Genomic DNA, 13,753 nt, shown 5'->3' with positions numbered 1-13,753 from the left:
TGAACTATGAGTTGGTTTAAAAATATTTTCAAAAAAGAAGAAAAAGAGACATTAGACAAAGGTCTGGAAAAATCCAGCCAGGGTTTCTTTGAAAAAATGACGAAGGCCGTAGTCGGTAAAAGCAAAGTAGACGATGAAGTACTGGATAACCTTGAGGAAATACTGATTGCATCTGACGTAGGCGCATCCACGACCATCAAAATCATAGAAAGAATTGAAGAACGTGTTGCCCGTGATAAATATGTAGGGGTAGGTGAACTTGATAATATCCTCCGCGAAGAAATCTCAGGATTGCTTCTTGAAAATCCTCATGCAGGTACCGGAAATATTGATGCCAGTAAGAAGCCTTATGTAATCATGGTTGTAGGCGTAAACGGTGTAGGAAAAACAACAACAATCGGTAAACTGGCTCACCAGTTTAAGACTGAAGGCAAAAAGGTAGTTCTGGGAGCAGGAGATACCTTCCGGGCGGCAGCAGTAGACCAGCTGACCATCTGGAGCGAAAGAGTGGGCGTTCCTATCGTTAAGCAGGAAATGGGTTCCGATCCTGCCTCCGTAGCTTTTGATACCGTACAGAGTGCTGTAGCCCAAAATGCAGATGTAGTGATCATTGATACCGCAGGAAGACTTCACAATAAGATCAACCTGATGAACGAACTTTCCAAGATCAAAAGAGTAATGCAGAAGGTAATTCCTGATGCACCTCATGAGATTCTTCTGGTTCTTGACGGTTCTACAGGACAGAATGCATTTGAGCAGGCGAAACAGTTTACAGCCGCTACTGAAGTGAATGCACTTGCCGTAACAAAACTGGACGGAACAGCCAAAGGCGGTGTTGTTATAGGTATATCAGACCAGTTCCAGATTCCGGTAAAATACATAGGTGTAGGCGAGAAAATGCAGGACCTTCAGCTTTTCAATGGTACGGAATTTGTTGACTCATTCTTCAAGAAAAGATGATTCATATCATGTTTTCCCTTAACTTAGCAAAAACATCAATACATATTAACTTAAAAAAATTGCAACTATGGGAATTTTAACATGGATTATATTCGGACTGCTGGCTGGAGCTATCGCAAAAATGATCATGCCTGGTAACCAGGGAGGCGGATGGCTGATCACTATTATTCTGGGAATTATTGGAGCATTCGTAGGCGGTGCTATTGGAGTTTACGTCCTGCACTGGGGAGATGTTACTTCGTTCTGGAATCCAAGAAGCTGGATCCTGGCTATCGGAGGCGCATTGATTGTTCTCTGGATCTACGGAATGGCGACAAAGAAAAGCTAAACTTACAGGTAATTAAAAAAAATAAAATCCCGGATCTGAAATTCAGACCCGGGATTTTCTGTACAATATAATTTAGTTTAGTCGATTTTAATCTGGTAAGGCATTTCCATTTTCACTTCAGACTGCAGTTTTTCATTCGTGATCTGCTGAAGGATTTCATAATTGGATTTTCCTATCTTATTTTTAATGATTCTTGCAGAAATATCCTCTTCATTAAGATCTTTGAAGATCTGTTCAAATGGTGTCATTCTCTTAGGATAAGAAGAAATATGATAAGATTTTAAACCTGCTTTCTGAGCGGCAAATTTTATCGCATCATTCAGTGTTCCCAATTCGTCTACAAGACCAATCTGCTTGGCACGGACACCGCTCCATACTCTTCCTCCTCCTACACTGTCGATCTGCTCGAAAGTCTGTTTTCTGTTTTGAGTTACAAAATGCACAAATCTTTTATACGTTCCTTCTACACTTCTCGTGATCAGGTTTACTCCGTAAGGCGTAACCCCGTTTAAAGGAGAATAATACTGGGAATTGGCATTGGTAGCAACAATATCTGAACGGATCCCGTTTTTGTTCGCTATATCTTTATAATAAGGAATCACTCCGAAAACCCCGATAGATCCTGTAAGCGTATTAGGCTCCGAGTAGATCTTGTCAGCAGCCATTGCGATATAATATCCTCCTGAAGCGGCATAGTCTCCGAAAGAAACCACGAGAGGCTTTTTCTTTTTCAGCTGCTGAAGTTCGAATAAAATTTCATCTGAAGCATTGGCACTTCCTCCCGGCGAATTGATTCTGAAAACCACAGCCTTTACTTTATCATCATTCTGAAGATCTTTGATGTATTTAATGTATTTTTCAGAATAGATCTCGTTGTACCCATCACCATTGTTAATTCCTCCTGAGGCATACAGTACAGCTACCTTCTCCCCTGACTTATCTTCGTCTGCATAAGAACTGATATATCCTGATAATGATACTTTGCTCAGTTTTTCTTTTTCTTTAAGACTCAGTTTTGATTTGATCATCTGATCGTATTCCGTTTTCTGGATCAGTTTGTCAGCCAGTTTATATTTCAGTCCCAATTCAGGAATCATTCCATATAAACTATCTACAACCGTTCTGAACTGTGCAGTATCAATTTTTCTTGACACAGCCATTTTAGTTGAAGTATTTTTCCAGATGTCATTTAAAAGAGTACTTAACTGCTCTTTATTTTCCGGAGAAATATCATTTCTTAAAAAAGGTTCCACCGCAGACTTGAATTTTCCATGTCTGATTACTTCTATACCGATACCATATTTATCAGCAAAATCTTTAAAAAATGCAACTTCCGTAGCCAGACCTTTCAATTCAATCATTCCTGACGGATTAAGGTAATACTGATCCGCTACAGATCCTAAATAATAAGCAGACTGCGAAACGGCATTTCCGTAGGCATATACAAATTTCCCGCTCTTTTTAAAGTCTTCAATAGCACTTCTGATATCATCAATCTGGGTAAGTCCTGCATGCAGATCATCCGCTTCAATACTTATTCCTTTGATGTTATCATCGGTCTTTGCTTTTTTAATCGCTTCCAATACATCATACAGAAGAACGCTTTTGTTTCTGTCACCGATGTTGAACAGTCCCGCTTCTTCTTCAGTGGGGCTGTCTATTATATTAGTTTTTAAATTAATCGTCAGAACAGAGTTCTTTTTCACAGCAACAGATTGGTCATTCCCCATGGAGCTGAAGACAATCATCATAATGAAAAAGACGAAAAATACCGCGCATAATAGGACAATTGCCACTATATTTGCCAGGACGTTTTTAAAGAAACTTCTCATAAATCAATCAATTTTCCAATATGTCGCAGCATAAGGTCGTTTTGTTACTCGGAAGTAACCTCGGAGATCAAAAAAAAAATGTAGAGCACGCTTTACAGAAGATAAATGAAGGTGGAAACCAGATATCACAAACCAGCGATTTTTTGTTAACGGACCCTGTAGAATTTGTCAGTTCTAATATTTTTTGTAATATTGCAGCAGTAATATTCACGCATCTTTCTCCAATTCAACTGCTTGATTTTATTAAAAATATAGAAATTGAGATGGGAAGAATTAATGATTCAAAATCATCTGGAGGCTATAGCGATAGAATAATAGATATTGACATCATTAAGTATAATGATTTGATTTTCAAATCAGAAAGATTAGAAATACCCCATCAAAAGCATTTGTTTGAAAGGGAATTTTCTAGAATATTATTGAAAGATTTTATCTAAATAAAACATAAAACATATATGAAATTAGGTTTATTATTATTGGCCGCACTGCCTATAGCGACTTACGCTCAGGACAGTATCACAGTAAACTCTTCTACTGAGTATCCTAATACTTTTTCTTCAGGTTCTGCTAATGTTCAGCGTTTTGACAACAAAGCCAGACGTTTCAACGACTGGTCTATCTCCGTAGGTGGAGGTGCTGCATTCATGGCGCATTCTGATCTTACGTCTTTTTATGACAAAAAGGTAAACTGGGGATATAATGCTTACGTAAGTATCGATAAGCAGATTTCTCACGTCTTTGGACTGAGCCTTATCTATCAGAGAGGAGAAACTAAGCAGAAAGGAAAACTTGATGGTACTGCAGGTAATCTTGCGGGCGTTGCTACAGCAACAACCAAATATGACCAGCTTGCCTTAATGGGAGATGTTAACTTTTCTAATCTATTAAGAAGAGTTGATAACCATTCTCCTTACAGATGGGCTTTCCATGGGTATGCAGGGATTGGATTCCAGGGATACAATACATCGCTGCACGACGCTAATGAATTCAGATGGAGCGAAACTCCTAAAAGAGTTCCTTTATTTATCAAGCAGGATTTCGATATTAATTCCCTATTCTATCAGTTCGGTGTAGGATTGAAATACAAAGTTTCAAAACTTATCGATATTGAAGCCAGAACCATGTACGTCATCAGTGGTGATGATGAATTTGATGGCGGCGGATGGGCTGAAGCCAACGACTATGATCCTACAACTGCAGGTTCCAAATATAACATGATCAGCGATTCAAGATCTGATAATGCCTGGACGGTAAACTTAGGTCTTACCTTCAAACTGGGAAAACATTTATCTCATTTAACCTGGCATGATCCACTTCAGGAAGCCTACTACAGAACAAGCGTTTTAGAAAATGCATCTCAGGATCTTGTGGTATGTGAAAAAGGTGATGCAGATAATGACGGAGTATGTGATGATTGGGACAGACAGCTTGACACTCCTGCCGGAGCAAGAGTGGATGGTGCTGGTGTTGCTTTGGATATGGATCTTGACGGAGTTATCGATTTATATGACAAATGTGTAACAGTTCCCGGGCCTGTTGAAAACAACGGATGCCCCACTAAATAATACAATGAAAAGCAGTCGAAAGACTGCTTTCTTCAATTGAAGAAAAATTTTTAAAACATAAATACATGATGAAATTAAATTTAGCCGCTGCTGCTTTAGCATTGGCAATTCCTTTCGTGAGCTATGCTCAGGACTCTACGGCTGTTTCCACAGGGGAATACCCGAATACATTTTCTTCCGGTTCTGCAAATGTCTCCCCATTTACCAATCAATCAAAAAGATTTAACGACTGGTCGATCTCAGCTGGTGCCGGTGTACCACTGATTCAGTCTGCAGATTTAACTTCCATCAAGAATGGTAACGGTAAAAACCTTTTCGGATACTCTGCTTATGTAAGTATTGACAAAGCGATTACCCATGCATTCGGTTTGAAATTACAGTACGACAGAGGTGAAACAAGACAGGGATGGTTCAATACCAAAGATGCTGCTCCGGATGCGAAAGCGGTAGGTGCAAGAACTCAGTATGATGCGATCTCTTTATTGGGAGACATCAATTTCTCTAACCTTTTGAGAAGAGTTGACAACCATTCTCCTTACAGATGGGCACTTCACGGGTATGCAGGGATTGGTACCATTGCGTACAGAGCTTACCAGAAAGACATCAAAGGACAAACACTGGCGACTGAGGTTAAACCTTTCAAGCTTGGATCTATGTTCATGCAGGCTGGTGCCGGTTTAAAGTATAAAATCAACAACAGAATTGACCTTGAAGGAAGATTGATGTATGTGGTAACCGGTGATGATGAATTCGATGGAGGCGGTGACAAATACAGTACAATCAACAAACGTGAAGAGCAGGTATCTGACAACTTCTTCAATGCGACTTTAGGTATTTCATTGAAATTAGGAAAACACGAGTCTCACCTAATGTGGCATGATCCGCTTCAGGAAATCTATTACAAACTTGATGTTCTGGCTACCAAAAAGCAGGATATTGAAGTATGCAAAAGAGGAGATCTTGATAAGGATGCCATCTGTGACGATTGGGACAGACAGCTTGATACACCTTTAGGAGCAAGAGTGGATGGTGCCGGTGTAGCTCTTGATACCGACCTTGACGGTGTAATTGATCTTTACGACAAGTGTGTAACGGTTCCGGGACCTGTAGAAAACAACGGATGTCCGGTAGTTAAAAAAGTAGATAACAACCAGACCGCTGTTGAAATAGAACAAAATCTTAAAGATATATACTTCAATTTCAACAAAGCAACCATCAGACCTGAATCTAATGATAAATTAGACCTTGCTGCCAAAATCATTAATGATAAAGGTGGTAACTATCTGTTAACAGGACATACTGATATCAAAGGAAATGCTGCGTACAATCTAAAATTGTCCAGAGAAAGAGCCGCGGCTGTAGTAGCTGCTTTGGAAAACAGAGGCGTAAATCAAAATGTCTTAAAATCCAAAGGGGTAGGTTCTGCGGAAGCAGTAGTTCCAGCCACAGCATCCGATGCTGAAAGATTGGCAGACAGAAAAGTTACGGTACGTTTTGTAGAGAGTTCAGACTGGGATTCTATCAAGAAAAAAGACTTCGAAGATGCGCCTGTAAAGAAATCTATTAAGAAGAAAAAGAAATAATAATTCTTACATCTATATTAACCGAAAAGAACAATTCTTTTCGGTTATTTTTTTTACTACGAAATTTTTTACCTACCTTTATATTATTTTTCAGGTCAAATCTACTTAAGCAATTACATACATTTGAGCTGTTTATAAAAATTATTAAGAATAAATCACTTCAAAAATAAAATCATTTAAATTAACTTAAAAAAATAACACTATGAAATTAAGTTTAGCAATTGTAGCATTAGCGATGGCAATTCCTGCTGTGACCTATGCACAAGACTCTACGGCAGTTTCAAACGGAGAATATCCGAATACCTTTTCTTCCGGTTCTGCTAATGTTTCCCCGTTTACCAATCAATCAAAAAGATTTAACGACTGGTCTATCTCAGCTGGTGCCGGTGTACCGCTGATGCAGTCTGCAGATTTAACTTCCATCAAAAATGGTAACGGTAAAAACCTTTTCGGATACTCTGCTTATGTAAGTATTGACAAAGCGATTACCCATGCATTCGGTTTGAAATTACAGTACGACAGAGGTGAAACAAGACAGGGATGGTTCAATACTAAAGATGCTGCTCCGGATGCGAAAGCGGTAGGTGCAAGAACTCAGTATGATGCGATCTCTTTATTGGGAGACATCAATTTCTCTAACCTTTTGAGAAGAGTTGATAACCATTCTCCTTACAGATGGGCACTTCACGGATATGCAGGTATTGGTACCATTGCGTATAGAGCTTACCAGAAAGACATCAAAGGACAAACACTGGCGACTGAGGTTAAACCATTCAAGCTTGGATCTATGTTCATGCAGGCTGGTGCCGGTTTAAAGTATAAAATCAACAACAGAATTGATCTTGAAGGAAGATTGATGTATGTGGTAACCGGTGATGATGAATTCGATGGAGGCGGTGACAAATACAGCGCGATCAACAGACGTGAAGAGCAGGTATCTGACAACTTCTTCAATGCTACTTTAGGTATTTCATTGAAATTAGGAAAACACGAGTCTCACTTAATGTGGCATGATCCGCTTCAGGAAATCTATTACAAACTTGATGTTCTGGCTAACAAAAACCAGGATATTGAAGTATGTAAAAAAGGAGATGCTGATAATGACGGAGTTTGCGACGATTGGGACAGACAGCTTGACACACCTGCAGGAGCAAGAGTGGATGGTGCTGGTGTAGCTCTTGATACTGACCTTGATGGTGTAATCGATCTTTACGACAAGTGTGTAACGGTTCCGGGACCTGTAGAAAACAACGGATGTCCTACAACCACTACAGGACCTGTAGTAGAAACAGAAACTAAACTTGAAGGAATTGAATTTGATTTAAATTCTGACAGAATTTTACCTTCAAACACTCCAATCCTTAACAACGCTGTCAACTATATCAACTCTTCAACAGGTTCTTATAGTGTAATTGGTGCTACTGATACCAGAGGTACTGATGCTTACAACCAGAAGCTTTCTGAAAGAAGAGCAAATAATGTTAAAAATTATCTGATCAAAAACGGAGTTCAGTCCGGAAAAATCAACGCGGTAGGAAAAGGTGAAAAAGACCTTAAATATCCTGAGTGTGAGCCGGCTACTAAATGTCCTGAATGGAAAAACAGAGCCAACAGAAGAGTATACTTCGAAGCGAAATAATATACTTCTCAGCTAATATATGAAAGCCGTGCATTGCACGGCTTTTTTTGTTGTAATACTTTTATTACTTTTACCTGATGATTTCTGAGCAGGATTTTCAAAAATTAAAGTACGATACCCTAAAATATTTTTGGGGCTATGACAGTTTCAGAGACTCCCAGGAAGAGATTATTAATGCTGTTATTAATGAAAAAGACAGTCTTGTTTTACTTCCTACCGGAGCCGGAAAATCGCTCTGTTACCAGCTTCCCGCTTTAATGAAAGAAGGCACCTGCCTCGTGATATCTCCCCTTCTCGCCCTGATGAAAGATCAGGTCAGCCAGCTTAAACACCGCGGCATTGAAGCAGAATACCTGTCTTCCGAATTGGATGAATATGATGCCGAAGCCGTGTACGACCGCTGTAAAGACGGTCTTACCAAGCTTCTGTATGTATCTCCGGAAAGGATTACCAATAAACAGTTTCTCCAGAATATTGAAGAAATCCAGCTGTCATTTATTGCGGTGGATGAAGCCCACTGTATTTCAGAATGGGGCCAGGATTTCAGGCCGAGCTACCAGAATATTAAAGAATTCAGGAAGAATAATCCAAAGATTCCGTGTCTTGCCCTGACCGCTACTGCAACGCCTAAGGTATTGGAAGAAATTAAATCCAAGCTGGAACTCAAAAAGCCGTTTGTCTTTCAGAAAAGCTTTAAAAGAGAAAATATCCGGATCTTTATGGATGAAGTTTCCGATAAATTCCAGCGTGTTTTTGATATTTTAAAGCATAATAACGATTCAGGAATTGTTTACGTAAGAACAAGAAAAGATGCAGAAATGCTAGCCGAATTCCTTAAAAAGAATCAGGTAAAGAATGTAGATTATTTCCATGCAGGTTTAACCACAAAAGAAAAAAACGCCAGACAGTCATTCTGGAATAACAGCGATAATCAGGTCCTGATTTCAACGAATGCTTTCGGTATGGGGATAGATAAAGACAATGTCCGCTTTGTCATCCACTATTCACCTGCGCCTTCTTTAGAGAACTATTATCAGGAGATCGGAAGAGCCGGAAGAGATGGAAAAGACAGCTATGCATTTCTTCTGTGGAACCAACAGGAACTTCTTAATTTTGATGAAATTTTAAAAAATCAGACTCCCAATAAAGCGGAATTTTTAAAGATCATCACTTACCTCTACTCCATTTTTCAGGTAGCCGAATATGAACTTCCCGAAAAAGTTTTCCAGTTAAATACCCAGGGAATACAAAATTTCACCCGGCTGTCTAAAGCCAAGATCAGCAATGTTCTTAATTTTCTGCACAACCAGGAAATCATTTACCATAACGACAACAAAAGCCTGTCTTCACTTGAACTTCTTTTCAATGCTGAGGAAATAGACCAGCTGCCACAGAAAGACGCTTATTTCATCGAGCTTCTTCTTCGTACGGTATCCGGAATTACCACTCACAAAGTGATGTTCAGCGAACAGCAGGTCAGCAATAAAATCGGGGTCAGTGTTCCGCTGATCAAAGAACGGTTGAAAGAGCTTCAGCAGAAAGATTATCTGGAATATGTAGACGGAGCCCTGTCCAGCATTAAGTTCCTGAAGCCGCGTGACGAGAGAGCCATTCATTCAGCATACTGGAAACTTTTTGAACACATTCAAAAAAATAAGATCCAGAAATGGGAAGAGATTAAGTTTTTTATAGAAAATAATGATTACTGTAAAATGAAACTTATTCTGGCTTATTTTGGAGAAAAGAACACGAAAAACTGTGGCCAGTGTTCAGTCTGTGAAAAAAATAAACAATCTATTTTCGGAAAAAATATTTCCCAGCAGATCATTAATCTGTTGGCTAAAAAACCTTCAACCATTGAAGAACTTTCTGTGCAGCTCAATTATCACTCTAAAAACAACATTTTAGAAAACCTGATCTTCCTCCTGGATTCAGGAAAAATAAAAATGCTGAATTTCAGAACGTACGCGCTGAATCATGAGTAATGAGCAATAGGTAATGAGTAATGGTGAAGGGTGAATTTTGCTTCGCAAGTGAAGGGTGAATTTTAGACAGCAGATGTCAGACATCAGATTTCAGACAAATCGTGGCAAACTAGTAATTTAGATTCAGGTTTAATCGTTAAAAAAGTTTCGGGATATCAGATTTACGGTTCAAACCAGCAACTGTCAACCAGCAACTCTCTCACTTAAATACTCTCCAATTCCAAAATTCCCAAAAACCCTTATCTTTGCACCATGAAATCATTGAAAGTCGTTTTTTTAGGAACTCCGGAATTTGCAAAAACTTCTTTGGAGGCTATCCATCATTCCAATCATGAAGTGGTAGGCGTTGTAACCGTCGCAGATAAAGCCAGCGGCCGCGGACAGAAGATCAATCAGTCACCGGTAAAGGTGTATGCTGCAGAAAATAATATTCCTGTTTTTCAGCCTGAAAAATTGAGAAATCCCGAGTTTTTAGAAGAACTGAGAAAGCTGAATGCCGATGTTTTTGTAGTCGTTGCCTTCAGAATGATGCCGAAAGTTCTTTTTGAAATGCCTGTTTTAGGAACTTTCAACCTTCATGCTTCTCTGCTTCCTGATTACCGAGGTGCCGCTCCTATCAACTACGCAGTGATTAACGGTGAAGAAAAAACAGGGGCAACTACATTTTTCATCAACGAAAAAATTGATGAAGGAAATATTTTACTGCAGGAAGAAATTCCGGTTTTGGAAAATGAAAACGCAGGAAGCCTACACGACAGACTGATGGAAATGGGTTCAAGATTAGTGGTAAAAACCTTAGACGGACTTGCAGAAAATTCAATCATTGAAAAACCTCAGCCTCACGTAGAGCATCCTAAAAATGCCTACAAAATTTTTAAAGAAGACACCAAAATCAACTGGAATGCTCCATCAAAGACAGTGCATCAGTTTATCCTCGGAATGTCGCCCTATCCGGCCGCTTTTACCACTTTAACAATCGGGGAAGAAGAAAAAGGATTAAAAATATTCGGTGGGAAATTTGAACTTTCAGATCATGGAAAAGCCGTGGGAAGTCTGGAAATTTCTAAAAATGATTTTAAAATATACACTCAGGACGGAATGTATTATCCCCTGGAACTGCAGCTGGAAGGAAAGAAAAGAATGAATATCAAAGACTTTTTGAACGGATTCAAAAATTTTGATGAGATCAGTCTGTAGGGATGCGCGGTTCGGGTTCCGGGGTTTCGTGATGCGAGGTACAGGGTTGAGAGTATATGAGTTGGAAGTTTGTTGCTGGTTGCTGGTTTTCAGTTATTAAACAACTCATGACTAACCATACTTTTATCTTCTTTGAGCATTGAAAATCTGAACCGGAAATATTGTATAAACGACAAATATCTGATGACTGAGGTTCTTGAAGCCTCCATTAGTAAACATACACTTTAAGTAAATAAAAAAAGGTTTAGAAAATTTCTAAACCTTTTTTTGTTGAATATATTTTGATAAAATTGACAATAGAATAATTCACAATTGACCATTCACCATTGACAATTATCCTTTCACTTTTACAGCTGAACCAGCTCCGTCACCTCAACATCATATCCGCCAACCTGTGGTTTGATCCCAGGGTTTTGGGTGATTACTTTGAATTTATTGATTCCAAGATTTTTAAGGATCTGGGTTCCGATACCGTAATCTCTATAGTTGTAAGCCAAGGTAGGATGCTGCTCCTGTCCGTCCTGATAGTTCAGGAACTGCTGAAGTTTTCTTAATGTATTTTCAGAGTTTGAAACGTTGTTGATGAAAATAACCGCTCCTTTTCCAGCTTCATTAATCATCCCGGTTACTTTTTCCAGTAATGGCTTTTCACCGTTGTTCAGCCTCGTCAAAACATCAAAATAAGAATCTGAAGACTGCACTCTTACCAGAACAGGCTCATCTACAGTCCATGAACCCTTTGTCAAAGCGAAGTGGATCTGGTCATTCGATGTCTCTCTGAAAGCAAAAAAGTCAAACTCACCATAAGCCGTTTTTACTTTTCTTTCTTCCAGTCTTTCGATAAGGTTTCCTTTTTTCAACTGATAATGGATCAGATCTTCGATAGAAACGATCTTCATATCGTGCTTCTGTGCAAAAACCTGAAGGTCCGGTAAACGTGCCATTGTCCCGTCATCATTCATAATCTCACAGATTACTCCTCCTTCTTTCAGGCCGGCTAAGCATGTAAGATCAATCGCAGCTTCGGTATGTCCTGCTCTTTTTAAAACTCCTCCTTTTCTTGCACGTAGCGGGAAAATGTGTCCCGGTCTCATGAAATCTGTCGGTTTGGATTTTTCATCCATCAAAGCTAAAATTGTTTTGGCTCTGTCTCCGGCAGAAATACCTGTGGAAGTTCCGTTTCCAAGAAGGTCAACAGATACGGTAAAAGCGGTTTCCTTAGGATCGCTGCTTCTGCTTACCATCACTTCCAGCCCAAGCTCGTCGCATCTTTTTTCAGGAAGCGGCATACAGATCAGCCCTCTTCCGTGGAATGCCATAAAATTGATAATTTCCGGCGTCGTCAGTTCCGCGGCACAAAGAAAATCACCTTCGTTTTCTCTGTCCTCATCATCTACTACTATGATTATTTTACCATTTTTAAGGTCTTCAATAGCCTCTGGAATAGTATTCAATTTAATATCAGACATGTTTACTTTTTATTTGTGCAAAGATACTTATAAAAATAAGCATCTGCCAATTAATATGAATGGTTTGTTAGCCTTCGGATAAAGAGTTCGCCGCTGCTCTGAAAATTTCGTAAGATCTCAGTCTTTTCTGATGATCGTAAATATGGGAATTGATAATTAATTCATCCACATTGAATTTTTCCTGAAAATCTTTCAGTTTTTCTTCAATTTCTGCCTGATCTCCAATCAAGGTATACTTTAGTTTCTGAAGCACCATGGATTTTTCCATTGGTGACCAGAAGGCATCCATATCGTCTACAGGCGGTGCAAAAGGTTTTCTGTCATTTCGTATAATATTCAGAAATGCCTGGAATAATGTGGTGGAAATTTTATGAGCTTCTTCGGAAGTCTCTGCTGCCACTCCATTGATACAGGCCATTATATAAGGTTGAGCCAACTGTTCGGACGGCTGAAAATGTTCCCTGTAAATTTTAAACGCCATTTCCATCTGTTCCGGAGCAAAATGTCCCGCAAAAGCATATGGAAGTCCAAGTTCTGCAGCCAGCCAGGCACTGTCTGTACTGGATCCAAGGATATAAATCGGAATATCCAGACCTTCTCCCGGAATAGCGCGAACCAAGGCATCAGCATTATCTTTAGAAAAATACGTCTGTAATTCCAGAATCTGTCTTGGAAACTGTTTGTTGATAATGGCAGGATTTCTTCCCAAAGCCTGGGCAGTAAGGCCATCGGTTCCGGGTGCTCTTCCCACACCAAGATCAATTCTTCCCGGGAAAAGAGATTCCAGGGTTCCGAACTGTTCAGCGATGATCAGGGAACTGTGGTTTGGAAGCATGATTCCTCCGGATCCTACTCTTATTGTTTTCGTTCCGTTGGCGATAAAACCGATCAGAACGGTGGTGGCAGAGCTGGCAATACTTTCCATATTGTGGTGCTCGGCCAGCCAGAATCTTTTATAATTTAAATGTTCAGTATGGTTTGCTAAAGATAAACTGTCCTGAAACGTATCGTGAATGCTCTTTCCCTGCTTTACAGGAGCCAGGTCCAGCACCGATATTTCAAAATTTTTCATATCAGATATTTATTTTTTTAAAGGAGATATGGAATCAATAGTGATTTCATAATCTTAAATTTTAGGTTTCAAAAAACCAAACAAATTTAATCCTTATAAATTGCATTAGTTACTTTTTGTAAT

Annotated in this window: 11 protein-coding genes; 8 read left to right on the top strand and 3 right to left on the bottom strand. The window is 39.3% G+C overall.

What is annotated here, in order from left to right; genetic code table 11:
* Positions 1-6: 6 nt before the first annotated feature.
* Both ftsY and JET18_RS02195 read left to right on the top strand, forming a co-directional pair.
* A complete protein-coding gene (gene ftsY, locus JET18_RS02200; protein ID WP_202088991.1) occupies positions 7-960 on the top strand; it encodes a signal recognition particle-docking protein FtsY in 954 nt (317 codons plus the stop codon).
* Positions 961-1,027: 67 nt separating this feature from the next.
* Positions 1,028-1,288, top strand: coding sequence for a GlsB/YeaQ/YmgE family stress response membrane protein (locus tag JET18_RS02195; protein WP_034723756.1), 261 nt, complete (start codon positions 1,028-1,030; stop codon positions 1,286-1,288).
* A gap of 77 nt (positions 1,289-1,365) precedes the next feature.
* Here the strand turns inward: JET18_RS02195 and sppA are convergent, their stop codons facing one another.
* Positions 1,366-3,120 carry a signal peptide peptidase SppA gene (sppA, locus tag JET18_RS02190; protein ID WP_202088990.1) on the bottom strand — a complete coding sequence of 585 codons (1,755 nt, stop codon included), beginning with the start codon at positions 3,118-3,120 and terminating at the stop codon, positions 1,366-1,368.
* A 20-nt stretch (positions 3,121-3,140) separates the two neighbouring features.
* Here sppA and folK point away from each other — a divergent pair, with 20 nt between their 5' ends.
* The 6 genes from folK to fmt all read left to right on the top strand — a co-directional run bounded on the left by folK (position 3,141) and on the right by fmt (position 11,089).
* Entirely contained in the window at positions 3,141-3,557 is a 417-nt protein-coding gene (folK, locus tag JET18_RS02185; RefSeq protein WP_202088989.1) for a 2-amino-4-hydroxy-6-hydroxymethyldihydropteridine diphosphokinase, read from the top strand.
* An 18-nt stretch (positions 3,558-3,575) separates the two neighbouring features.
* Positions 3,576-4,685 (top strand): outer membrane beta-barrel protein, encoded by a 1,110-nt coding sequence (locus JET18_RS02180; protein WP_202088988.1) that lies wholly within the window; start codon positions 3,576-3,578, stop codon positions 4,683-4,685.
* Between the two features lie 68 nt (positions 4,686-4,753).
* Positions 4,754-6,268 carry an OmpA family protein gene (locus JET18_RS02175; RefSeq protein WP_202090671.1) on the top strand — a complete coding sequence of 505 codons (1,515 nt, stop codon included), beginning with the start codon at positions 4,754-4,756 and terminating at the stop codon, positions 6,266-6,268.
* 202 nt (positions 6,269-6,470) lie between these two features.
* Entirely contained in the window at positions 6,471-7,907 is a 1,437-nt protein-coding gene (locus JET18_RS02170) for an OmpA family protein (RefSeq protein WP_202088987.1), read from the top strand.
* 77 nt (positions 7,908-7,984) lie between these two features.
* On the top strand, positions 7,985-9,892 hold the full coding sequence (locus JET18_RS02165) for a RecQ family ATP-dependent DNA helicase (protein ID WP_202088986.1): 1,908 nt from the start codon (positions 7,985-7,987) through the stop codon (positions 9,890-9,892).
* Positions 9,893-10,144: 252 nt separating this feature from the next.
* A complete protein-coding gene (gene fmt / locus JET18_RS02160; RefSeq protein ID WP_202088985.1) occupies positions 10,145-11,089 on the top strand; it encodes a methionyl-tRNA formyltransferase in 945 nt (314 codons plus the stop codon).
* 347 nt (positions 11,090-11,436) lie between these two features.
* On the opposite strand, the gene ribB is transcribed toward fmt, so the two are convergent.
* Together ribB and JET18_RS02150 are read right to left on the bottom strand one after the other, a co-directional pair.
* Positions 11,437-12,558 (bottom strand): 3,4-dihydroxy-2-butanone-4-phosphate synthase, encoded by a 1,122-nt coding sequence (gene ribB, locus JET18_RS02155; protein WP_202088984.1) that lies wholly within the window; start codon positions 12,556-12,558, stop codon positions 11,437-11,439.
* Positions 12,559-12,625: 67 nt separating this feature from the next.
* Positions 12,626-13,630, bottom strand: coding sequence for an LLM class flavin-dependent oxidoreductase (locus JET18_RS02150; protein ID WP_202088983.1), 1,005 nt, complete (start codon positions 13,628-13,630; stop codon positions 12,626-12,628).
* Between the last annotated feature and the right edge of the window lie 123 nt (positions 13,631-13,753).

The sequence above is a fragment of the Chryseobacterium endalhagicum genome (assembly GCF_016745235.1).
GTDB classification, from domain to species: Bacteria; Bacteroidota; Bacteroidia; order Flavobacteriales; family Weeksellaceae; genus Chryseobacterium; species Chryseobacterium endalhagicum.
This window is presented reverse-complemented; position numbering and strand designations above follow the sequence as displayed.